General features: G+C 47.9%; 19 protein-coding genes. 15 read left to right on the top strand and 4 right to left on the bottom strand.

Annotated elements, in window-relative coordinates; all coding sequences use genetic code 11:
- Positions 1-92: 92 nt before the first annotated feature.
- From EDC63_RS13920 to EDC63_RS13885, 8 genes are all read left to right on the top strand, one after another.
- The gene (locus EDC63_RS13920; protein WP_124947138.1) at positions 93-1,352 is read left to right on the top strand and encodes an MFS transporter; all 1,260 of its coding nucleotides are present in this window, start codon (positions 93-95) and stop codon (positions 1,350-1,352) included.
- A gap of 38 nt (positions 1,353-1,390) precedes the next feature.
- Complete coding sequence (locus EDC63_RS13915) at positions 1,391-2,776, top strand: NarK family nitrate/nitrite MFS transporter (protein WP_124947137.1); 1,386 nt, start codon at positions 1,391-1,393, stop codon at positions 2,774-2,776.
- Between the two features lie 34 nt (positions 2,777-2,810).
- Complete coding sequence (locus EDC63_RS13910; protein ID WP_124947136.1) at positions 2,811-6,527, top strand: nitrate reductase subunit alpha; 3,717 nt, start codon at positions 2,811-2,813, stop codon at positions 6,525-6,527.
- Positions 6,524-8,086, top strand: a complete 1,563-nt coding sequence (narH, locus tag EDC63_RS13905) for a nitrate reductase subunit beta (RefSeq protein WP_124947135.1) — start codon at positions 6,524-6,526, stop codon at positions 8,084-8,086. The genes EDC63_RS13910 and narH overlap by 4 nt, the downstream gene beginning before the upstream one ends.
- A complete protein-coding gene (narJ, locus tag EDC63_RS13900; protein ID WP_124947134.1) occupies positions 8,083-8,757 on the top strand; it encodes a nitrate reductase molybdenum cofactor assembly chaperone in 675 nt (224 codons plus the stop codon). The genes narH and narJ overlap by 4 nt, the downstream gene beginning before the upstream one ends.
- 23 nt (positions 8,758-8,780) lie before the next feature.
- Positions 8,781-9,467, top strand: coding sequence for a respiratory nitrate reductase subunit gamma (gene narI, locus EDC63_RS13895; protein ID WP_124947133.1), 687 nt, complete (start codon positions 8,781-8,783; stop codon positions 9,465-9,467).
- A 229-nt stretch (positions 9,468-9,696) separates the two neighbouring features.
- Complete coding sequence (locus tag EDC63_RS13890) at positions 9,697-10,494, top strand: peptidylprolyl isomerase (RefSeq protein ID WP_124947132.1); 798 nt, start codon at positions 9,697-9,699, stop codon at positions 10,492-10,494.
- A gap of 36 nt (positions 10,495-10,530) precedes the next feature.
- A complete protein-coding gene (locus EDC63_RS13885; protein ID WP_132920946.1) occupies positions 10,531-12,090 on the top strand; it encodes an NAD(P)/FAD-dependent oxidoreductase in 1,560 nt (519 codons plus the stop codon).
- 145 nt (positions 12,091-12,235) lie between these two features.
- Here EDC63_RS13885 and EDC63_RS13880 read toward each other — a convergent pair whose 3' ends face one another.
- On the bottom strand, positions 12,236-12,682 hold the full coding sequence (locus EDC63_RS13880; RefSeq protein ID WP_124947131.1) for a hypothetical protein: 447 nt from the start codon (positions 12,680-12,682) through the stop codon (positions 12,236-12,238).
- 28 nt (positions 12,683-12,710) lie between these two features.
- A complete protein-coding gene (locus tag EDC63_RS13875) occupies positions 12,711-13,052 on the bottom strand; it encodes a ribonucleotide reductase subunit alpha (protein ID WP_124947130.1) in 342 nt (113 codons plus the stop codon).
- A gap of 580 nt (positions 13,053-13,632) precedes the next feature.
- Here EDC63_RS13875 and EDC63_RS13870 point away from each other — a divergent pair.
- Complete coding sequence (locus EDC63_RS13870) at positions 13,633-17,610, top strand: sensor domain-containing protein (protein WP_124947129.1); 3,978 nt, start codon at positions 13,633-13,635, stop codon at positions 17,608-17,610.
- 129 nt (positions 17,611-17,739) lie between these two features.
- Here EDC63_RS13870 and EDC63_RS13865 read toward each other — a convergent pair whose 3' ends face one another.
- Both EDC63_RS13865 and ompR read right to left on the bottom strand, forming a co-directional pair.
- Complete coding sequence (locus EDC63_RS13865; RefSeq protein WP_124947128.1) at positions 17,740-19,053, bottom strand: ATP-binding protein; 1,314 nt, start codon at positions 19,051-19,053, stop codon at positions 17,740-17,742.
- Entirely contained in the window at positions 19,050-19,769 is a 720-nt protein-coding gene (gene ompR, locus EDC63_RS13860) for an osmolarity response regulator transcription factor OmpR (RefSeq protein WP_124947127.1), read from the bottom strand. Before ompR ends, EDC63_RS13865 begins: the two co-directional genes overlap by 4 nt.
- A gap of 194 nt (positions 19,770-19,963) precedes the next feature.
- Between ompR and EDC63_RS13855 the strand changes: the two genes are divergently transcribed.
- The 6 genes from EDC63_RS13855 (at position 19,964) to EDC63_RS13830 (ending at position 24,645) form a co-directional block, all read left to right on the top strand.
- Positions 19,964-20,344: a hypothetical protein gene (locus tag EDC63_RS13855; protein ID WP_124947126.1), complete on the top strand. Its 381-nt coding sequence runs from the start codon at positions 19,964-19,966 to the stop codon at positions 20,342-20,344.
- A gap of 48 nt (positions 20,345-20,392) precedes the next feature.
- On the top strand, positions 20,393-20,950 hold the full coding sequence (locus EDC63_RS13850; RefSeq protein ID WP_165923001.1) for a DUF3106 domain-containing protein: 558 nt from the start codon (positions 20,393-20,395) through the stop codon (positions 20,948-20,950).
- A 302-nt stretch (positions 20,951-21,252) separates the two neighbouring features.
- Positions 21,253-22,233, top strand: coding sequence for a GGDEF domain-containing protein (locus tag EDC63_RS13845; RefSeq protein ID WP_124947124.1), 981 nt, complete (start codon positions 21,253-21,255; stop codon positions 22,231-22,233).
- Complete coding sequence (locus EDC63_RS13840; protein ID WP_124947123.1) at positions 22,230-23,306, top strand: ATP-binding protein; 1,077 nt, start codon at positions 22,230-22,232, stop codon at positions 23,304-23,306. Before EDC63_RS13845 ends, EDC63_RS13840 begins: the two co-directional genes overlap by 4 nt.
- Positions 23,307-23,428: 122 nt before the next feature.
- On the top strand, positions 23,429-24,295 hold the full coding sequence (locus EDC63_RS13835; RefSeq protein WP_124947122.1) for an STAS domain-containing protein: 867 nt from the start codon (positions 23,429-23,431) through the stop codon (positions 24,293-24,295).
- On the top strand, positions 24,292-24,645 hold the full coding sequence (locus tag EDC63_RS13830) for a hypothetical protein (RefSeq protein WP_124947121.1): 354 nt from the start codon (positions 24,292-24,294) through the stop codon (positions 24,643-24,645). The genes EDC63_RS13835 and EDC63_RS13830 overlap by 4 nt, the downstream gene beginning before the upstream one ends.
- Positions 24,646-24,659: the final 14 nt, after the last annotated feature.

The raw sequence follows: 24,659 nt of genomic DNA, 5'->3' as shown, positions 1-24,659 counted from the left end.
CTTGCACACTGGTTTATTGAATAGAAGCGGCCTAGACTGCAATTAAATTATATTTAAGATAAAAATATCCTGAAACGGGTAGAGGAGTAAAAATGGCTTTAAGTAAACAACAAATCTCCGTAGTAACTGCCAGCACCATTGCCTTTACGGTATGTTTTGCCATATGGATGATGTTTGCAGTGATTGGCATTCCAATCAAGAAAATGCTGAGCCTGAATGAAACCGAGTTTGGCCTGCTGGTTGCGACGCCAGTGCTGACAGGTGCATTGAGCAGACTTCCGCTTGGTATGTGGACAGACAAATTTGGCGGGCGAATTGTGTTTTTCGTGCTCATGCTATCCACAGTATTACCTATCTACTTGATTTCTCAGGCTACTGAATTCTGGCATTTTCTGGTGGCAGGTCTGTTTGTTGGCCTGGCTGGTGGATCATTTTCAGTGGGTATCGCCTATGTTGCCCGGTGGTTTCCAAAAACGCAGCAGGGTTTTGCAATGGGGATATTTGGTGCCGGAAACTCCGGCGCTGCGCTGACAAAATTTGTTGCGCCAGCCATTTTACTGGCCTTCGGTTGGGAAATGGTGCCTAAAGTTTATGCAGTGGCAATGTTCATCACCGCCCTGGTTTTCTGGATGTTTACCTTTACAGATCCCGAGCACAAAGTCAGTACGTCAATTAGCGTGCGGGAACAGTTGCACGCACTGAAAGACCCCCGTGTATGGCGCTACTGCCAGTACTACTCCATCGTGTTTGGCGGGTATGTCGCGCTGGCATTGTGGATGACCAAATACTACGTTGCAGAATATGGCTTCCACATTGAAGTGGCTGCCATGCTGGCTGCTGCATTTTCTTTACCTGGCGGTGTATTGCGTGCTTTTGGTGGTTACCTCTCCGATAAATTTGGTGCACACACCGTTACATGGTGGGTGATGTGGGTTTCGCTGGTGGCGCTGTTTTTCCTCTCTTACCCGCAAACCCAATTCACCATCGTGACAGTAGGTGGGCCTAAAACTTTCCACATCGGGTTAAATCCCACCATGTTTACGATTCTCATGTTTGTGGTGGGTGTGTCCTTTGCTTTCGGTAAAGCCTCTGTATTCAAATATATCTCTGATGAGTATCCACATAACATTGGTGTGATATCCGGCATTGTTGGGCTGGTGGGTGGATTGGGCGGTTTTTTTCTGCCAATCGCATTTGGCGCGCTGGTAGACCTCACTGGTATTCGTTCCTCTGCATTTATGTTGATGTTTGGCGTGGTGTGGGTGTCTTTGATGTGGATGTATTTTGCGGAAGTGCGTCCCGTATATGCTGCGCGGGAAAAAAAACGTAAGGCAGTGGATTTCCTTGAATAAACAGGTTTTTGATTGATTCAAATCATTTGGAGGTTGGTATGTCATCTCACGTAATTACAAAATGGGAACCAGAAGATAAAGCATTCTGGGAAAAGGAAGGCAAGGGAGTCGCCACGAGAAACTTGTGGATATCCATTCCCGCGTTGCTACTGGCGTTCTCGGTATGGATGGTCTGGAGCATGGTGGTAGTGAATCTGCCTAATGTGGGTTTCAAATTTGATAACAACGAATTGTTCTGGCTGGCTTCTTTGCCCGGTCTTTCAGGCGCTACGCTCCGTATTTTTTATTCATTCATGGTGCCGATTTTTGGTGGTCGTAAATGGACCACTATCAGTACCGCCTCCTTGCTATTACCCGCGCTGGGAATCGGGTTTGCTGTTCAGGATCCCACAACTCCCTATGCGACCTTCCTGATTTTGGCCCTGTTGTGCGGTTTTGGCGGTGGGAATTTCTCATCCAGCATGGCAAATATCAGCTTTTTCTTTCCTAAATCCCAAAAAGGGATGGCATTGGGGATGAATGCCGGTTTAGGTAATCTGGGCGTTTCTGTGATGCAGTTTGTAGTGCCTGTTGTAATTACTGCAGGAGTGTTTGGTGCTTTGGGTGGAGACCCTCAAGCATGGGTCAAAGGTGACTTACACAAGGATATGTGGCTACAGAATGCTGGGTTTATCTGGGTGCCATTTATCGTTGTATCTACATTGGCAGCATGGTTTGGCATGAATGATCTGGCTTCAGCAAAGGCTTCTTTTGCTGAGCAGGCTGTTATTTTCAAACGTTCGCATACCTGGATTATGTGCTGGCTTTACCTTGGGACCTTCGGTTCATTTATCGGTTACTCAGCTGGTTTTGCGTTGTTAACCAAAACCCAGTTTCCTGATATCAACCCGACTCAATACGCCTTTCTGGGTCCTTTGGTAGGTGCTTTAGCACGTGTGGCTGGAGGCTGGGTAGCTGACAAACTGGGTGGTGCTTCGGTAACGTTCTGGACATTTTTAATCATGGCGTGTGCTGCGTATGGTGTGATTGTTTTTCTTCCCCATGGCGGTGTCGGTGGCAATTTCTGGATGTTCTTTACCATGTTCATGATCCTGTTTGCAGCCAGCGGTGTGGGTAATGCCTCTACTTTCCGCATGATCCCTGTGATTTTCATGACCCAGCGTCAAAGAGAAGTGGCCGGTAAAGGTAAAGCTGCCGAAGAACAGGCTATCAAGGATGCGAATAAGGAAGCCGCTGCTGTGCTGGGCTTTACCGCTGCTTTTGCTGCTTACGGAGCTTTCTTTATTCCAAAAATGTTTGGAACTTCCATCGCCTTGACAGGCGGGGCAGACGCAGCAATTTACGGCTTTATCAGTTTCTATGTGAGTTGCCTGGTGGTCACCTGGTGGTTCTATTCCCGTAAAAATGCAGCGATGCCTTGCTAAAAAGCGTAACAGAATAACGTTCAGGAGTAATTAAATGAGCCATTTCATAGACAGACTGTCATTCTTTAAAAAGAATGTCGCAAACTTCTCCGGTGAACACGGCGTGGTGACAAACGAAGACAGAAGCTGGGAAAACGGTTATCGCCAGCGCTGGCAACACGATAAAATCGTGCGTTCTACCCACGGTGTTAACTGTACCGGTTCTTGTAGCTGGAAGATCTACGTCAAGAACGGATTGATCACTTGGGAAACCCAGCAAACAGATTACCCGCGTACTCGTCCAGACCTTCCAAACCATGAGCCACGCGGCTGCCCCCGTGGTGCCAGTTACTCTTGGTATGTGTATAGCGCACAGCGCGTGAAATACCCGATGATTCGCGGTCGTCTGATGGAATTATGGCGTGAAGCCCGTAAAACTATGGAGCCTGTAGAAGCCTGGAAGGCAATTAGCCAGAATCCTGAAACCGCCAGGAAATATAAGTCAGTACGTGGTCAGGGTGGTTTTGTGCGGGCTACCTGGGATGAAGTAACCGAGCTGATAGCCGCTTCCAATGTCTATACGATCAAGGACTTCGGTCCGGACCGTGTGATGGGATTTTCACCCATTCCAGCCATGTCCATGGTGAGTTACGCAGCTGGTTCACGCTATCTGTCGTTGATCGGTGGTGTACCGTTATCTTTCTATGATTGGTACTGCGATTTGCCTCCGTCTTCTCCACAGGTTTGGGGCGAGCAGACAGACGTGCCTGAATCCGCTGACTGGTATAATTCCACTTACCTCATGGTGTGGGGTTCCAATATCCCACAAACCCGTACACCGGACGCGCATTTCTATACTGAAGTACGTTACAAGGGAACAAAAACAGTTGCTGTTTCCAGTGACTATGGCGAGATGGTCAAGTTTGGAGATATCTGGCTGGCACCGACGCAAGGTACAGATGCCGCTTTAGCCATGGCCATGGGCCACGTGATTCTGAAAGAGTTTCACGTAGACAAGCAAAGCGAATATTTCAACAATTATTGCCGCCAATATACCGACATGCCCATGCTGGTCATGTTGAAAGATTTCAATGGCACACTGGTGCCTGATCGTTTCCTGCGTGCATCTGATCTGGATGGCAGTCTGGGGCAAGAAAATAATCCGGACTGGAAAACCATCGTCATTGATGAGAAAACCGGTTATCTGGTTGCGCCTAATGGTTCCATTGGGTTTCGCTGGGGCCAGAGCGGCATGTGGAACCTGGAAATGCGCGATGCCGGTTCGAGTGAGGAAATCAAACCTCAGCTGAGTTTGAAAGATCATGGCGACACCGTCGTTGGTATTGGTTTTCCTTATTTTGGTGGTACCGATGCGAATGATGTACAAGTGCGCAATGTGCCGGTGAAAACCATCAGTGTGCATGGTACTGACGTTAAAGTCGCTACTGTATATGATCTGATGTTAGCCAATTACGGGATTGATCGCGGGTTGGGTGGCGGTAATGTGGCCACCAGTTATGATGATATGACACCGTATACACCGGCCTGGGCTGAAAAACATACCACGGTAAAGCGCGCTGACATTATCACTGTTGCCCGTGAGTTTGCTGACAACGCCGATAAAACCCATGGTAAATCCATGGTGATAGTAGGTGCTGCGCTGAATCACTGGTACCACAATGACATGATCTATCGCGGCATCATTAACATGTTGATGATGTGCGGTTGCGTGGGTCAGTCTGGCGGCGGTTGGGCACACTATGTGGGGCAAGAAAAACTGCGTCCGCAAACCGGTTGGGCTCCACTGGCATTTGGTCTGGATTGGCACCGTCCTTCCCGTCAGATGAACGGTACGTCCTTTTTCTATGCTCATACCAGCCAATGGCGTCATGAGAAACTGGATACGGGTGAAATTCTGTCTCCAACAGGCGATGCGACCGCTGCCGACTATCGTTTGATTGATTTCAACGTGAAAGCAGAACGTATGGGATGGTTGCCTTCTGCACCGCAACTTCAAACCAACCCGATGGATGTGGTAAAAGCTGCTGAAGCAGCGGGTATGGATCCTGTTAAATATGCGACAGAGAAACTCAAAAGCGGCGAGTTGAAGTTGTCCTGTGAAGATCCGGACAATCCTAAAAACTTCCCGCGTAACCTGTTTGTATGGCGCTCCAATATTCTGGGTTCCAGCGGCAAGGGTCACGAGTATTTTCTGAAATATTTGCTGGGTACACAAAACGCCGTGTTTGGCCCTGATCTGGGGGAACTGGGTGAAGCTAAGCCGAAGGAAGTGGTATGGCATGACAAAGGTGCTGAAGGCAAGCTGGATTTACTGGTGACACTGGATTTCCGTATGTCTACCACCTGCCTGTATTCCGATATCGTACTGCCAACCGCCACATGGTATGAGAAAGACGATCTGAATACCTCAGATATGCATCCTTTCATCCATCCATTGTCCGAAGCAGTGCAGCCACTTTGGCAAAGCAAGTCCGACTGGGAAATCTACAAAGCCATCGCCAAGAAATTCAGCGAACTGGCTGCAACCCATCTGGGTACGCAGAAAGATCTGGTACTGACCCCGCTGATGCACGATACCCCAAGCGAGTTAGGCCAGGCAATGGGCGTGAAAGACTGGAAAAAAGGCGAGTGCGAGGCAATTCCCGGTAAAACCATGCCTAACATGACAGTCGTGGAACGTAATTATGGAGACACTTACAAGAAGTTTACTTCAGTAGGGCCGCTACTGACCAAAGTGGGTAATGGCGGTAAGGGCATTTCCTGGAATACCGAAAGCGAAGTCAAACAACTGGCCGAAATTAATTACACGGTGCAGGAAGAAGGTATCAGCAAAGGCTTGCCAAAAATTGAATCAGCGATTGACGCCTGTGAAATGATCCTGATGCTGGCACCGGAAACCAATGGTCAGGTTGCAGTGAAGGCTTGGGAAGCGTTGTCTAAAATCACGGGGCTTGATCACACTCATCTGGCAATTCCGCGTGAAGATGACAAGATCCGTTTCCGTGATGTGCAGGCACAGCCTCGCAAGATTATTTCTTCACCCACCTGGAGCGGGCTGGAATCTGAACATGTGAGCTACAACGCGTGCTACACCAATATTCATGAGTACATTCCATTCCGTACTCTGACAGGACGTCAGCAGTTCTATCAGGATCACAAATGGATGCTGGATTTTGGTGAAGGGCTCTGTGTTTACAAACCGCCTATTGACACCAAAACCGTCAAGCCGGTGATCGATAAAATGGGTAACGGCAACAAGCAGCTCGTTTTGAACTGGATCACGCCGCACCAGAAATGGGGTATCCACAGTACTTATACGGATAATTTGCGCATGCTGACGTTATCCCGCGGTGGCCCTCATGTCTGGATTTCGGAAGTAGAAGCGAAGGAAACCGGCATTGTGGATAACGACTGGATTGAAGTCTATAACGTGAACGGTACGCTTACCGCTCGCGCTGTGGTCAGCCAGCGTGTGCCACGGGGCATGGCGCTGATGTATCACGCACAGGAAAAAATCATCAACGTCCCAGGTGCAGAAACCAGCGGCTATCGCGGCGGTATTCATAATAGTGTGACACGCACGGTAACCAAGCCAACGCATATGATTGGCGGTTATGCACAGCTTTCCTACGGTTTCAATTACTACGGAACGGTGGGTTCAAATCGTGATGAATACGTGATTGTTCGCAAAATGAAAAATGTGGACTGGATGGAAGGCCCACTGGACGAAAGCAAGGAGGCTGCAAAATGAAAATCCGTGCCCAAGTAGCAATGGTGCTCAATCTGGACAAATGTATCGGCTGCCATACTTGCTCTGTTACGTGTAAAAACGTGTGGACCTCGCGTGATGGTGTGGAATATGTCTGGTTCAACAACGTAGAAACCAAACCAGGTATTGGCTACCCGAAACAGTGGGAAAATCAGGATATCTGGAACGGCGGCTGGAAGCGCAACAGCAATGGCACCATTGAGCCCCGTCAGGGCGCTAAATGGCGCATTCTGGCCAACATTTTCGGCAACCCCAACTTGCCTGAGATAGACGATTATTACGAGCCTTTCACTTACGACTATGAGCATCTGCAAAATGCCAAATTGTCGGAAACACCACCTACAGCACGTCCTGTATCCGTGATTACCGGCAAGAAAATGGACAAGATTGAATGGGGTCCAAACTGGGAAGACGATCTGGGTGGCGAGTTCTCCTCCCGCGGTCGCGACAAGTGTTTCGACAATGTACAGAAGGAAATGTACTCGACCTTCGAGAACACCTTCATGATGTACTTGCCACGGTTGTGCGAGCACTGTCTGAACCCCACTTGCGTAGCCTCCTGTCCTTCCGGTTCCATCTACAAGCGTGAAGAAGACGGTATCGTGCTGGTAGATCAGGACAAATGTCGCGGCTGGCGCATGTGCATCAGCGGTTGCCCTTACAAGAAAATTTACTATAACTGGAAGTCTGGCAAGGCAGAAAAGTGCATCTTCTGCTATCCACGGATTGAAGCTGGTCAACCGACTGTTTGTTCCGAAACCTGCGTAGGCCGGATTCGTTATCTGGGTGTGTTGCTGTATGACGCTGACCAGATTCAGACGGCAGCCAGCGTTCCTGACGAAAAAGATTTGTACGAAGCGCAGTTGCGATTGTTCCTGGATCCGAATGATCCCAAGATCATCGCACAGGCGCGTGCCGATGGCGTGCCAGAAGCATGGCTGGACTCCGCACGCAAATCGCCGGTTTACAAAATGGCGATCGACTGGAAAATTGCCTTCCCACTGCATCCGGAATATCGGACATTGCCGATGGTCTGGTACGTTCCACCCCTCTCGCCAATTCAGTCCGCAGCAGAAAGCGGCCAGATGGGTATGAACGGCATTATTCCGGACACCAAGTCATTGCGTATCCCGGTTAAATACCTGGCTAATTTGCTGACTGCCGGTAAAGAAGCGCCGATCGTTACTGCGCTGGATCGTATGCTGGCCATGCGTGCCTACATGCGGGGCAAGTCGGTGGAAGGCGTAGCCAATACATCGGTACTCCAGCAGGTTGGTCTGACAGAAGAGCAGGTAAATGACATGTATCGTTATATGGCTATTGCCAACTACGAAGATCGCTTTGTGATTCCAAGCGGCCATCGTGAAGAAGTGGTAGACACCTTCGACGAGAAAGGCAGTTGTGGATTCTCGTTCGGTAATGCCTGTTCTGATGGCACGTCTGAAACCAGTCTGTTTGGCACCAAAAAACAGGGTTCAATGATTTTCGTTGACATGCCAAAGTCGCGGAAGAAAAAAGACTTGGAAGGAGCATCATCATGAAAACATTTAAAATTCTTTCGCTGTTGTTGAGCTACCCGCAGGCTGAATGGGTGAATGAGCTGGATTTGATGGAGGCCGTTCTGGAGGAAGAAAAAGGACAGAACGGATCAGCAAAGCAACAAGTTGCTGATCTGTTTCAGTCACTGCGTGCGGAGACATTGCTTGAAGCTGAGCAAACTTACGTAGGTACGTTTGATCGCAACCCTTCTCACTCCCTTCACCTGTTCGAGCATATTCATGGTGAGTCACGTGATCGTGGTTCGGCGATGGTGAACCTGATTGAGGAATACCGTAAACACGGGCTGGATATGGATGCCGCCGAACTGCCGGATTATGTCCCGCTGTTTCTGGAATATCTTTCCCAGCTGCCGGATCAGGATGCTATCAAAATGCTAAGTGAGGCAGTGGATGTGCTGGCGCTGATTGGTCGCAAGCTCGAAGGCAACAATAGCCCGTACCACACTGTATTTAAAGTGCTGGAAGGGATGTCGCCTGTAGAAGCCAAACCATTGCCGGAAGTCCCGATTCGCGAAATGGAAGAAACCATCATCCAGTTTGGGCCAACAGCCGATGGCACCGAACCGCTGATGGTGCCGAAACCGCAAACGGCCTATGTACGTATGCCCGAGTCCCGCAAAGCAGCCGCTGCAGCTGCTGGCGGCGCAAACTGAACTGTCATTAAGGAGATCAAGTCATGGATTACTTACATAATCTGCTTTTCGGGATTTACCCCTATGTGGCCCTCGCCATCTTTTTACTGGGTAGCCTGATTCGTTTCGACCGTGAGCAATACACCTGGAAGAGTGACTCCAGTCAAATGCTGCGTGGTAAACAGTTACGTCTGGGTAGTACGTTGTTTCACATTGGCGTGTTATTTCTGTTTTTCGGGCACATGGCCGGACTGCTTACCCCTCACTGGTTGTACGAGGGATTAGGGCTTTCTACACCGAACAAACAGATGATGGCGATTATCAGTGGGGGTATTGCGGGATCTATTTGTCTGGTGGGGATTACCCTGCTGACGCATCGCCGTTTGACAGACCCACGCATTCTGGCCACCAGCAAGCCGATGGATATCATTATCCTGCTCTGGATATTTGCCACCCTGGTACTTGGATTGATCAGTATCCTGTTTTCACTGCAGCATAGAGAAGGCGGCGTGATGTTGCAGCTTGGCTACTGGGCGCAGCATATTGTTACCTTCCGTGCTGGTGCGGCGGATGCATTGGTATCTGTGCCATTTATCTACAAGCTGCATCTGTTCTTTGGTATGACGGTATTTGTGCTCTTCCCGTTCACCCGTCTGGTGCATGTGTGGAGTGGTTTTGGTGCCGTCTCGTATCTGGTGCGTAGTTACCAGGTTGTCAGGCAGCGTGGTTAATCCAGGGACCGGCTATTGGACGTTAGCCGCACCCAAGAGTTCATGAGTTTCCATCCGGAAATGCCATAACTCCCTCGCCCCTTTTGGAAGAGGATTGGGGAGAGGGGAGGTAAGCGTCAAGGTGTTACCCCTCTCTCCTTGGTCCTCCCCGTCAAATGGGGGGGCATGTGTATCCGGATGAGAACTAATTAAGTTTCATAAAAGCAACCTGAATCATGGAGAAAGAATCATGGGTATCAGCGTCAATGATGTTGAAATTACAGATGAAGCGGTAGAGCGCGAGTTGCCGCACCATGCCAATGCACCTGCGCCCGTTAAAGCTGCGGTAGAAGCACTGGTGCTGCGTGAAGTATTGTTGCAGGCAGCACGTAACAAAGTTGCCATGGCCCAGGAAGAACTGCGGGCACTGGAAACCTCCCAGGCTGAAGATGCAGAATCATTGATCGAAGATGCACTTATTGATCGATTGATCGAAATGGAAGTGCAATCACCGGTTCCGACCGACGAAGAATGCGAAACCTATTATCGCAAGAATCTCGATCAGTTCCGCAATGGTGATCTGGTAGAAGCCAGTCATATACTGTTTCAGGTCACACCCAATGTCCCCCTGGATGCGTTGCGGGGTAAAGCTGAAGAAATTCTTCAGCAGGCATTGGCGCAACCAGCGCAATTTGAAGAACTGGCACGTACTTATTCCAACTGCACCTCGGCAGAAGTGGGTGGCAGCCTGGGCCAGTTGACCAAAGGGCAAACTGTTCCGGAATTTGAACGGGTGATTTTCAGCCTTGAAGCCGGAGAAATTTCGCCCAAGCTGGTTGAAACCCGTTTCGGGCTGCATATTGTCCGGGTTGAGCGTAGTGCAGAGGGCCGCACACTGCCGTTTGACATGATTAAAGATCAGCTCGCGCACTATCTGGCTGAGCAAGTTCGCGCTCGCGCGCTCAAACAATACCTAAAAATTCTGGTAGGACAAGCTAATATTCAAGGAGTGGAATTAGAAGGCGCGAAGACGCCTCTCGTGCAGTAGCGGGTTAACTTAAACATCGCACCAAAGGAGATCGTCATGACACATGTAGTAATTGCAGGAGCAGGTATAGCAGGGGTTCCTGCAGCTTACGCCATCAAAAACAGGCTAGGCCCGCAGGATAAGGTCACAGTGGTTTCAGATAAGGATTATTTTCATTTTGTACCGTCCAACCCATGGGTTGCCATGGGGTGGCGAGATACGAAAGACATCTCGTTTCCTATTGGCCGCTGTCTGGCAGATCGAGGTATCGATTTTATCCCTAAAGCGCTGAAAAAAGTGGATGGTGCCAATAACCAGGTAGAACTGGTAGATGGCACAAAGCTGGCTTACGATTTCCTGATACTGGCTACAGGCCCTAAGCCGGCGTTTGATGAAATTGAAGGACTGGACCCCGACAAAGGCTATGTTCACTCTGTTGTACACATGGAAGATGCCCATAAATCCTTTACGGACTATCAGGAGTTTGTGAAAAATCCTGGCCCGATTGTGATTGGAGCAGTACAAAACTCATCGATCATTGGCCCTGTGTATGAATTTGCTTTTCTGGTCGATGCTGATCTGCGCCGTCGCAATATTCGGGACCGTGTACCAATTACACTGATCACCCCTGAACCCTATGTAGGGCACCTCGGTTTGGGTATAGAAAGTGATACGCGCCGCTTACTGGAAGAAGCACTTGCCGCCCGGAATATTACCTATCTCACCAATGTAAAAACCAAAAAGATAGAGTCGGGTGTGGTGCATATTGCAGAATGCGATGCACTGGGAAATGAAGCCCGTACAAGTGATGTGCCTTTCGCCTATTCTGTTTATTGGGCCGCTTTCCGAGGTATTCATGCGCTTCGCGATAGCACCGGCCTGACTGATGAACGTGGTTTTGTGAAAACGGATGAATACCTGCGCAGTACTGCCTACCCTAATATCTACGCAGTGGGCGTGTGCGGCGCACATCCTTCCGTATCCAAATCACCGTTACCATTAGGCGCGCCTGATTCCGTTTATACCATTCAAAATGAAGTGGATGCCGCTGTGCGTAACATAGAAGCAACGCTGAAAGGGGAGGCGCTCACCAGTCCAGCACCTATCCGTGCCAAGTGGCTGACTGACATGTCCAAATCCGGTGCACTGTATCATTCAGAGCCACAGATTCCACTACGCAACATCAATTGGCTCAAAGAAGGTAAATGGGTGCATCTCGCCAAAGTGGATTTTGAAAACTACTTCATCAACAAGATCAAACTTAAACCCGCAACCGCTGGCGTCCCCGTATCAAGCCATATCGCAACGCTAATGCGGAAACTGCAAACCCCTGAGGGTGAAAGCGCTAAAGTTTCTGTGAGTTCGCGTGCTGCAACAAGGCCGTTGGCAGTGCCGGTTAAAAAAGACTTTGATTACGATCTACGGGCATTATCGCAAACTCTGGGCCAGGAAGAGCACGCACTTGCGGCAGCCTTGTTAGAGTCTGCTCTGCGTGATGCAAAATCCTTACTGGCAGGGGTTAAACTGGATGATATGCAAAAATTCCGGCATGACCTGATGATAGCGGATTTGCCGGAGAATCAACCGGGGGTTGAGTTTCACGGTGGAGGAACATAAGGCAATGGTTCGCGGAGTGTGGTGAGCGTGTAATCACGACCGCCACTAACTGTGAAAGTTAAGTGCTTCCTTCTCCCTTATACGGGGGAGGGATTTGGCTTATATAGCTGATTGAATGAGACCATCAAACTGATTTATTGAACAACTATGAGTTGATTTGAGAATCAGCGTGCTTTGCAGCACCTTCAAAAGCCGCTTTTTCAAAGTGATTGTCAAAATAGGGATCTTTGCCAACCATTAAGGCCAGCATACTTGAGCCAAAATACAGTGGCAAAAAAAGCAAACCCCATCGTTCGTATTGTTTCACGTGTATGCGTTCGTGGAAACGCAATGCATGCATGGTTTCATGGTTGCGAGCGAGTACCACATGCCCGAGGGTAATGGCCTGAATCTGCATATTTCGTCCAAGTGCTGAAAGGAGTCCGGACAAAATACGTCCTCCTGCACACTCAAGCACACCTTCATTCACACTCAGTTTGCAACCCCCCGGCAGCGAGAGGATCCCAAGTGCCAGGCCAAGCAGTGAAATGGGTGCTGCCCATAGATAAACTGCCAGGGTGTAAATAGCACGTAATAGTTTGTTATTGCGCATTTTTAGGGCTGGTTAATTAGCCGCAAGCTTATTCAAACTGCATCGGGGAACCTTCCCGGTCATAAGCCAGAAAATTGGAAATCGCACCCTGCTGGATCGATTTAACCATCATTTCCATCGCTGCTTGTGCTTCGCTACTACTAGGTAATTCGCCTTGTTTACCTGCCAGGCCGGCAACAAAAACAACCTGCCAAGGCTGACCCATTTGTTGAGATTCCGAAATCAGATCTGTAAAATTGCTTAATTCCTTCAGGGTCTTATCCACGTACATAACAGGATTTAAAGCGCCGCCCTGCCCAGCCTGAAATCGTTGGGCTTCAATATCGCTATGTTCTTCAGGTAGCTCAGTCTGGGCGAATACAAAGAGCATGCGCTGCGGTTCGGGTTGTTGTGCTGCTGCGCTTAATAGTGCTTCGAAAGTGGCGATATTAATGGTGTTTCTCCTTTGATTTTTTTGATATTCGGATGTTCTGTAGAAAATAATCCTTCATGTGATTATAAATGGCTCAGCCATAAATAGGTAAAGATAAGGCATGCCAAATAAACGCGTCAATGGCGGAATTATATAGCTAAAGCATTCAAGCCTTGTGCTGAAGTAAATCAACCAGAACTGTGCTAGTAGTCTGACAAATGGCAGCCGTCGATCTTGATTTTGAAAAATTATGATGCATTGTTATATATAATAAACTCACACGTACATTTCTTGAAGAATGCTCTATATTTGGTAGGTGCGATACGCTTTATTTCATAGCGTGAACGCAACTGTTGTCATGCGATAAGTGAAAAATAATCTATGGTTAATAACCATTGGCACCAAGAAAAACTATACGAAAGCAGGTGGATGAGCCTGTTAACGAAGCTCTTTTTGCATATCTCGTGGGATAGTAAACAATTAATTGCAAGGTTTCATCAAAAGATGTGGGCTTTTTCGAATCAAACGGAGACACCTCTTGAAAACGCAAGAACAGGCTACCCTCCTTAGTAATCTGATTGACTCTGCGATGGACGCTATTGTCTCAACGGACGAGAGCCAGAACATCATCATATTCAATCATGCTGCCGAGCTTATGTTTGGCCGCCGCGCAGACGAAATCATTGGTCAGCCACTAGAGAAACTCATCCCTGCTCGCTTTCATGCTTCTCATCGTCAACATGTAGAAAATTTTGGCAGGTCAGGAATTACAACGCGCACTATGACAGCGCCCGGAGTATCTTACGCTTTGCGTGCCAATGGCGAAGAATTTTTGTTCGAGGCATCGATCTCGCAGGTGGAAATTGATGGAAAAAAAACCTTCACGGCGATTCTGCGCGACATCAGTGTGCGTAAGCAGACGGAAAAGGCGCTGAAAGAGAGCAATACCATTTTCCGGCAACTGACGGAAAATATACGCGAAGTTTTCTGGCTAGGTGCTCCAGATTGGAATGAGGTGTTCTTCATTAGTCCGGCTTATGAAAAAATTTGGGGACGTTCTTGCGAGAGTCTTTATTCCAGACCGCTGGATTGGCTGGATGCCGTGGTGGATGCAGACCGCGAACAAATCATTGCAGCTATCAGCAAGAAAAGTGCTGGTAATTTATCTGACATAACATTTCCAGAATATCGAATACTCCGGCCGGATGGTTCTGAGCGGTGGATATATGCTCGTGCTTTTCCCGTTATTGATGCAGAAGGAAAGGTTTATCGCATTGCCGGCATCGCTGAGGATATAACTGAGCGAAAGCAGGCCGAAATGGAACTGCGCCATGAGCATGATCTCAATCAGCGTTATCTCGACACAATGCAAACTATGATGGTAGCGCTGGATCACGATGGTTGCATCACTATGATCAATCGAGCCGGCTGCGTATTGCTGGGCTACAAGGAAGACGAATTGTTGGGGCGTAACTGGTTCGCTACCTGCCTGCCTCAGCATGATTTGGACAAGGTGTTATCTACTTTTCATAAGCTCTTGGTCGGAGATGTCAATGCGGTAGAGTATTTTGAAAACCCCGTGCTATGCCGTGACGGAAGCGAGCGGATGATCGCATGGCACAATACGGCTCTCTGCAATGAGCGTGGCAATATCATCGGCACCCTCGGCTCTGGAGGAGATATCACCGAGAGCAAATTGACAGCAGAGATTTTACGAATCAGTGAAAATAAATTTTCAAAAACATTTCATAGCTCACCTAATCCTATTTCAATTACAACGCTTTCAGAAGGCAGATTCATTGAGGTTAATGATGCCTGGGTTCGCATTACTGGTTATACCCGCGAAGAAGCGGTTGGTCATACATCCATTGAATTGGATATTTGGGAAAAAGCTATTAATCGCGCTAGTTTTATCTCAGAGCTAACTGAAAAAGGGCGTGTCACCAATCTGGAATTTCATTTCAAGACAAAAATCAAAGAAGTAACTTGTCTGGTCTCTGCGGAACTCGTTGAAATACAAAATAAGCAATGTATTGTGCTTATAGCCCAGGATATTACTGTTCTCAAGCAAACAGAGCATGCCCTCAAGCTTGCCAATGAGCGGCTGTCGTTTGCGTTGAGCGCTGCTGGAGCTGGTTCATGGGATTGGGACATGCGATCAGGGAAGCTTGATTGGTCGAATGAACTTTACAGTTTGTTCGGTATGGATTCTGAGAGAAAAGAGGCTACCTTTGAAGCTTGGAGAGGTGTGTTGCATCCCGATGATGCGCAAGCAGCAGAAGATCGTATTATGGATGCAATACGAGAACGCATAGCTCTCAGCAACGACTACCGAATCGTTCTTGAAAGCGGTGAGGAAAGATGGATACGGGCACTGGGTAACACGACCTATGATGAGCAAGGCAACGCATTGCGTATGGCTGGTATTTGCTTCGATATCAGTATTCAAAAGAAAGCTGAAGAAAAACTCCAACTCTCCGCGCGTGTATTTGCTGAGGCCCATGAAGGCATTGTAATCACGGATGCAGATGCTAACATCATTGATGTCAATCCGGCATTTTGCGATATTACGGGTTATAGACGCGAGGAGGCGATAGGTCAGAATCTGCGCATTTTTAATTCAGGCAGACAGCCTCCGGAGTTTTACACTTTGATGATGCAGTCACTTGCCGAAGCAGGCTATTGGCAAGGGGAAATGTGGAACCGTAAAAATAATGGGGTAGTATATGCGGCACACCTCACCATTTCTGCTTTGCGCGACAAGCTTGGCAATGCCGTAAACTTTGTTGGCCTGTTCTCTGACATTACCCAAACCAAACAACAGCAGCAGTCGCTGGAACTGATGGCACACTATGATGCCCTGACGCAACTGCCTAACCGGGTGCTGTTCGCAGACCGTTTCAAACAAGCCATGAATCACTGCAAGCGTGATAAATCTCTTTTGGGTGTGTGTTATCTCGATCTGGATGATTTTAAAAAAGTAAACGATACCTATGGGCATGAAGCAGGTGATCAATTGCTGATCGAAATTGCGCGGCGCATCAAGTCTGTTATGCGCGAAGAGGATACAATATCACGACAGGGAGGAGATGAATTCGCATTGCTACTGGGAGGGCTAGATAGGGTCGAGCAATGCTTTAACATGCTCGAACGGATCCATCGTGCCATCGTCCAGCCATATGTAATAGATGGCCAGATTGTTACCCTTAGCGCCAGTAGCGGCATAACTATCTATCCATTAGATGAAGCTGATGAGCCTGATACGTTATTACGCCATGCCGATCAAGCAATGTACCTGGCTAAGTTGAGTGGACGGAATCATTATCAGTTATTCGATCCCGAACATGATTTGCAGGTGCAAAGCTATCGTAATCAGCTGCACATTATTGAAGGAGTCTTTGCTCGGAAAGAGTTCTGTCTGTACTACCAGCCGAAGGTGAATATGATGACAGGTGAAGTTGTTGGTCTGGAAGCCCTGATCAGATGGAACCATCCAGAGCATGGCATATTACCGCCCTCCGATTTTCTTCCCGTGATAGAAGGCACGTCTTTGGAGATTATGGTTGGTAACTGGGTGATCGATGAGGCGCTTCGGCAAATGGCAGAGTGGAAAGAATCTGGTTTAGAGATCAAAGTGAGCGTTAATATCTCTCCGCGCCATTTGCAAGGGGAAGATTTTTTCATGCATATTGAGTCCGCGCTTGCGCAATACCCGGAAATCTCTCCGCAGCAATTTGAACTGGAAGTGCTGGAAAGTAGTGCGATGGAAGACCTGCTGCTGGTAAGCAGAGTAATCCGAGATTGCCATCACCGGCTTGGAATTAAATTTTCACTTGATGACTTTGGCACAGGCTATTCATCGCTTACCCATATACGTAATTTGGATGTTAGTGTCGTCAAAATCGACCAAAGTTTTGTGAGCGACATGATTGGCGATCCCGATGATTACGCCATAGTGGAAGCAGTGCTGGCGTTGAGTAAGGCGTTCCGACGTGAGGTCATTGCAGAGGGAGTAGAAACCAAGGAACATGGGCTTATGCTGTTAAATATGGGTTGTACTTTTGCACAGGGTTATGGCATTGCACGCCCGATGCCACCTGACGCAATACCTGCCTGGGTTCGATTTTTTGAGATTCCAGAGGAATGGAAAGCAAGTGCCAAATTGCTTCTCACACCTAAAGAAACACAATTACAGTTGCTTCGAATCGAATGCACTTACTGGCTGGAACAATTAGAAAAAAAACTGAACTCAAGCGCTGAATCAGAATTGCGCTGGCCTATTATGATAAAAGAGAAGTGCCACTGTGGTCGTTGGGTAGAACAAGCAAGGGAGGAAAAAGACATTCCCCAAGAATGGCTCAATCAATTAGAACATTCTCATGATGAACTTCATTCTGTTGGCAATGAATTAATGCATCTGTACCATTCTGGTAAGATCAATGAGTCAAGGAGTGGAATTGGGCGTCTGCGGACCATCTATCAAACTGTCGAGGATATTCTGAATCACTCTTTTTGAGGATGCTGTAACAGTACTTGGTTAACTAGCTTGAAGTGATGGGTTATTTATGTTGTTGCCGCAGTTGCTCTATGGAACAGTTGTTCTGCGAGCTGTTTCTAACTGGATAAATCGGATAGAAAGTGACTGTCAGGAAACGATTGGGATAATAAACGTTGCTTTTAATCCCCCACCTTCGCGTGATTCTAATCTCAATTCCCCTCCCTGTATGCGCGCTGCGCGTTCTACAATAGCCAATCCAAGCCCCGATCCACCTACGCCGCTTCGAGCGCTTTCAAGACGAACAAAGGGGCGTTTGGCTTTTTCTATGTCTTCTACCGGTATGCCTGGTCCGCGATCCTGTATGACAAAAAACGCACAGGGGCGCCCATGCCAGTCAGCATTAAAGCTTTCCAGAGAGATTTCGTCCCCGCCATATTTGATTGCGTTGTCTAGCAGGTTGGTGAGTGCACGCTTGAGCAATTGCGGACGCGCTTTAACAGGCGGAAATTCTGCCAATGTGATCAGCAGGCTTTTGCCACGCTTCATGTAGGGTGCGGCTACAGTACTGACCAGTTCTTGCAGATCGATCTCGGCTATGGGTTCTTGCTCACCGAGCCGGGCATATTCAAGAAACTGGCCCACTACTGCGTCCATTTGTTCCACGTCGGATATCATCCCTTCCCTGCTGGCTTCGTCATCAATAAATTCTGCTGCAATGCGCAACCGGGTGAGGGGGGTTCGCAAGTCATGGGAAATTCCGGCCAATACCAGTGCACGTTCTTGTTCGATCGCTGCTAAATCTGACGACATCTGGTTAAAAGCGCGCACTACAGCAATGGTTTCTGCAGCACCGCTTTCTTCCAGTGGCGTGGGGGTTTCGCCATGCCCCACAGCATAAGCCGCACTCGCCAGTTTTTTGAGTGGCTTGCCCACTTGTCGAGCAATTAAAGCGCCGCCGATCAGTGCAAAGAACATGACAAGTACACTCCAACCGAGCCACTGCCAGGGTTTTGGTCGCTCAATACGTTCAGCTGGCATCATGATCCAGAATTCCTGATCGCCAATAAAAAAACTTACCCAAAAGCCTTCTTCGCCATTCCTGGCTGATGCAAAGCGCGTATTCGGGCCTAGCTGTATACGTATATCTGTAGCCATTTTTTGATTAACGCCATAATGTAATGCAAATGGCACCAACTGTTCATGGGGATCAGCCAGAAAAACCCTTATGCCGTCAGATTCTGCCATTTCATCCAGTAAAGCGGATCTGAGTGTAGGGTCAGCGGAAAGCACGGCGGCGCGGGTGAGATTGACAACTGATGTGACCATTTGCGCAAGTTGCATAGCGCGGGGGGTGCGCTCTGCCTGGCGGAATAAAATGGTGCTTGCGATAAGTGACAGCAATATCAGTAAAGCGATCAGCAGAAAGGCCCGTGTAGCCAGGCTGCGGGGAAACAGGTTCATGCAGTCGTCCCGTCAGGAACAAATGTATAGCCGTGCCCCCACACTGTCTGGATATATCGTGGTTTGGCCGAGTCCGGCTCGATCAGCTTGCGTAGTCTGGAAATCTGTACATCGATAGTACGGTCAAATGCTTCATGGTCACGGCCACGCGCTAATTCCATGAGGCGGTCCCGTGATAACGCCTGTCTCGGATGATTAACCAATACTTTCAGCAAGGAAAATTCACCGGTGGTGAGCTGTGTGGCGACTTCATCACGGAACAAAGTGCGGCTACCCAGATCAAGCCGGCATTGGCCGAAAATCACTTCGCCAGCACTTTCGACGGGTGCGCCTGGTTGTACCATACCCTGGCGACGCAGAACTGCATGAATACGCGCAACCAGTTCGCGAGGGCTGAAAGGTTTAGCCAGATAATCATCTGCTCCCATTTCCAGACCTACAATGCGGTCAATTTCATCTCCTTTTGCCGTCAGTAATATAACGGGTGTGGTTTCCCCTGTGCCACGTGTACGGCGGAGTATGGATAACCCATCTTCACCCGGTAACATCAGGTCAAGTATCCATAGATCAAATCGGGCGCGTTCAATGGCCTGAGACATTTCGCGCCCGTTAGCTACCGCTTTGACTTCGAAACCCTGTTCGGTAAGGTAGCGGAACAGCAACTCGCGAATGCGGTCGTCATCGTCAATAATCAGAATGTGGGCAGGTGTGTTCATAGTGGCTATCATAAACGTCAACGCGGACATAATTGTTAATAATTGTAACGAAACTCTCCGGTGCAACAATTTGTTACAACTTTCAGTATTCCTTAAACAGGTTATTTACATCTCGGTTTTAAGATGGCATTAACGCTTGAAATTGATCAAGAGTTAGCGAAATACCCCCAAACTTGAATACAATGGAGAATATCATGAATGCATTAAAAAACACTTTCGTTACTGTGATAGGCTTGGTACTTGCTTCTGTTGCTGCTTCATCTGCGTTTGCACAACCCGGCGTGCATCATGGAGAAGCGCATGCCCATCGTGTGAATGCAGCAACGCGCGACCCTGGCGTAAACAGACATCAGATTCATCAGCATGAGCGTATTCAGCAAGGCGTTCGTTCAGGTGAGTTGACTCACAGTGAAGCAAAAAATCTCAGGTCCGAGCAGAGGTCTATTCGTCAGGAAGAACGCCAATATAAATCCGATGGCGTTTTGACCAGAGATGAACGTAAAGATTTGCATCAGGATCAGCGTGCAGCCAGCAAAGATATCTATAACGAAAAACATGATGCGGAGCGTCGTTAGCCCTTATTTGCTTTTTCGGGGAATACAACTTTACTAAGGAAAATGATTATGAAAAACATGACCAAAAGGTTATTGCTGGTTACTGTATCAGCAACCTGGGTTTTGTTGGGTTCCCCGGTATTTGCAGATCAGCTCACATCTGCTCAGAATCGAATTTCACCTGAGCAGAGGGAGCAGTTTAGAAATATGCCACCAGAAGAACGCCAGGCTATACGTGAAAAGATGCGTGAGCAGCGCCAAAGTATGACCCCTGAGGAGCGAACGGCAAGGCAGCAGGAATTCCGTCAGGGCAATCCAAATGCTTCGCCCGAAGAACGCCAGGCAAAGCGTCAGGAGTTGCGCGATCGTTGGCAGCAAATGAGCCCGGAGGACCGGGAAAATCTTAAACAAAAATTCAGGGAGCGTTCACAAAATACTTCGCCCGAAGAACGTCAGGCAAAACGTGAGGCATTACGTGAGCGCTGGAAAAATATGAGCCAGGAAGATCGTCAGCGTCTGTCGGATGATTTTAAAAACAGACGGCAGCGTCCCATGCAAGAGGGTGGGGCGCCTATGAATGGTGCTCCTCGTGAAAGAAAAGGCCAAGGCGGGATGCGTTCAAGATAAAACTCTTTAGGATTTCATGGGGTTTTCATGACGATATTAGATGGCAATGCCAAGCATTTCTGACCGGGCTTATGCGGATAAAGCGGGTTAAAAATAGGGGGGTGTAAATCTTTTCGCTGATTTGACAGTGCTATTCGGAAATGTAGCCAGTATTCGTTTTTGTTTGTACTATTTTGATTGTAAATGTTATCTGGCTTTAATTTCTTTGTATCTTTCGATCATTTAGTAGCATAATCCATCCTGCATGACCAATTTCCTTTAGGTTGTTATAAGCGGCTAAATCAGGGTTGCATAATTTGTCGATGGTGGAATTATTAAAACAAAATCTGGTGATCGAACCAGATATTCAAAATTTTATGGGTTTCGTGCTCTTGGCTGTGAAAAGTCTGGGGGGAAATCAATTTTCTGCCACATCTTCTTGCCTTCAAATTGTTGCCAGTTTACGACTTGCCGGTGCAGGCACTGGCCTTCCTCTTCCCGTGACACTGCTCCTTGAGGATAGTCAGCTCACCGTACATTTTGGTCAAGGTGTTGCGTCCAGTGTTGTCGATCTGAAAGATTCACCCGAAGCAGGAATTGTTGAACAATTACGCCTTCATTTGCAACAGTCCACAGAAATTGCAGATCCCGCATTGCTGCTGAGACGGAATGCAGAAATGATTCGCCATCTTGATGAAACGCGGATACGTACTGAAAAAGAAATTGAAATCATGCAGCAGACACTGGCAAAACGTCAGGAAGAATTGGGTGAGTCTATCCGCAATGCAGAGACGGACCCGCTCACCGGACTGTTGAATCGTCGTGCCTATGATGAAAGATTGAGTACTGGATTTCAGCGCACACTCCGACAGCGTGATGAGGTGTTATCCCTGATCTTGTTTGATCTGGACTTTTTCAAGCAGATCAATGATGAACACGGGCATCAGTATGGCGATGCCTATCTGATTAAAATGGCGCAGGCAATGCTACATTCTATTCGTGATGGCGTAGACCATGCTATCCGGTTTGGTGGCGACGAATTTGCTATTCTGCTCTATGCCAATAAAGATATTGCCTGCAACAAAGCGATGCATGTGTTGAGCCAAATGAATAATAAGGTGAGTATTGGTATCGCCTCACTTTCTGCGGATGAGCCGGGTGAGCGCGATATGCAAAATTTTATTCACCGCGCGGATGTCGCATTGTATGAAGCAAAGCGAGCAGGACGAGGCCGTGTTGTGGTGGATACCTGGCATCCCGATGGCAGCATCACCTGGGCTCACTTTCTGCCGGATTCCAAATGAGTCAGGAATTGAAAATTGACAGCAATGAATGCAAGCTCTTATTTGCTGATCCCATACAAAGCGAAAGTGCAGGTATTCTGCTTCGCTCGCGTTTGCAGGCTAGCGGCAGACGTATGGGTTTTTCTGATGTCCGCCGTGAAAATATGGTGCTGGTTGCATCTGAAATGGTCACTAATTTAATAAAGCACGCAGGCGGAAAAGGCATGATTCAGGTATGGCAGCAACCTGGCCCTGCGCTTGATATTATTTCATTTGATTTTGGTCCGGGTGTCGATGACCTTGCTCTGGCTCAACAGGATGGCTACTCAACCAGCAAAACATTGGGTAAAGGGCTTGGCAGTATGCAGCGCCTGAGCGATGAGTTTGGTATCTATACGCAGCAGGAAAAAGATGCAAAACATGGCCGCTGGCATGGCACGGCACTCTGGACTCGGTTTTATTTGAACAAGCATAATTCTGCTGGTTCGGCCGGTTTGAATATGCCTGCTGTTGCCCAATCAGGATTTGAAATAGGTGTTTTTTCACGTGCGCTCAATGATGATCGTTTTAATGGGGATAAAATATATCTTCAACAACATGGTGCAAAGCTCAGGCTTTTGCATCTGGATGGGTTGGGTCACGGAGAAATTGCGCAACGGGTTACATCCAATCTGGGATGTTATTTGAGTGTGGAAGGTTTGGATAAATTACTGGCAGCAGTGGATCATCATTTAACTACCGGCGAACGTGGTGCTGTGGCCATTGCCGCTGAGTTTGATTTGTCGAAGAAGAACCTGAATGTGTTGGGTGTAGGTGATATGAGCGCCTATGTGTATATTCATGACTCAATAAATAATTTGTCATTTGCCCCCGGCATTTTGGGTAGAGAACATAAAACGCCTACTGCCACGCAACTCGTTTTTGAAAAGAAAACATTGTTCATTACTGCGAGCGACGGTATCCGCCGTGGTTGGGACAAGGATTCATTTCCCAGGTTGTTCAATCAGCATCCACAATTAATTGCCTATGTGTTAGGGAATGTGATGCCCAGGGTGACAGACGATCAATCCATCTGCGTTATTCGGTTAAATTGAGCCTGTAAGCCGGATAGGAAGGAAATGTAAGCCTTGATTAGATGCATTTTATTTTTTTGATAAAAGTGTGCAAGGTTGAATGGTAAATAACAAATAAATAAAGATTATCCAAGGAGAACTGCATGGCCCAGAAAAAAAATACTGCTCATCACACTATGATCGAACAGCTCAAACTACAGGTTGGTAATATTTCAGCAGCAATTGAATCGCAAGGTCAAACGGTGTTCGGTAGCAGTAATTTAATGAGTGGGGATGAAATTACCGATTTCAGTATTGAGTTTCTGGAGCTCATGGTTGTCCTTTTGGACGTCCCTAATCCTCTTGACCATGACCAACCGGCTTTCCAGGCTCTGCAGGGATTTTTCGGCAGTATGTCCAAGCAGATATTGGTGCGCGGCGGTAAAATGGAGGATTTTGTACGCTATATGCAGTTTCTTCAGCGTTGCTTTATTGAGTCGCTGAAAGAAGATAAAAATGTGACGGTTGAAGATACGCGTGGCATTTTGTTGCTTCTTTCCAGCGTATTCAATGAATTGACGCTTTCGGTATTTCAGGCTTACATCGAGGAAAAAGAAAAAACCATTTATGCACAACAGCAGGAGTTGCGGGAAACCTCAACACCAATCACCGAAATATGGGATGGTGTGCTGACTCTGCCGATCATCGGTACACTTGATTCCAGTCGTACCATGGTCGTGATGGAAGCGCTCTTGAATCGCATTGCAGCCGAACGCGCCAGCGCAGTGGTGATGGATGTGACAGGTGTGCATTCCGTCGATTCGCAAGTATCGCATCACATGATTCAGATGGTACGTGCGATTCAGTTGATGGGGGCAACAGCCATTCTGACTGGTATCCGTCCGGAGATTGCGCGGGCAATGACCAGTCTGAATATTGATTTGGGTAATGTCACCACGCGCGCCAGCCTATCTGATGGATTGAAAGAAGCATTCAAGATTTTGGGTATTGAGGTATCGGCCAAAGCATGAACCAGTATGGCTACCATCTGACGCCTATTGGTGGCGGCGACTTTCTGCTGGAACCGATGTACGGATTGGATACCAGTAAAGCCGACGAGTTAATCGAAGGCATTCTTTTGCGTTTGCAGGCTTCAAAATCTGTGCGGCTATATTATGATCTGGGTGAAATCACAATCATTGATCCGGTCTATTACACTTGGCTGGAATTATTGGCACGCGCCTGTTGCACCATGAATGTCCGTATGGTCTGTATTCATATGCAGCCAACTGCAGCCTTCGCGCTTTCTCATTTTCTGCAAGGAGACCCTGCATTCGAAACTGCACTGGATGTTGATTCGCGCAACTCAACTGTTGTATAAACCGGGGAAAAAGC

This window comes from Sulfurirhabdus autotrophica, from assembly GCF_004346685.1.
Classification (GTDB): domain Bacteria; phylum Pseudomonadota; class Gammaproteobacteria; order Burkholderiales; family SMCO01; genus Sulfurirhabdus; species Sulfurirhabdus autotrophica.
The sequence above is the reverse complement of the archived record's forward strand: the minus strand, read 5'-3'. Positions and strand labels throughout refer to the sequence as shown.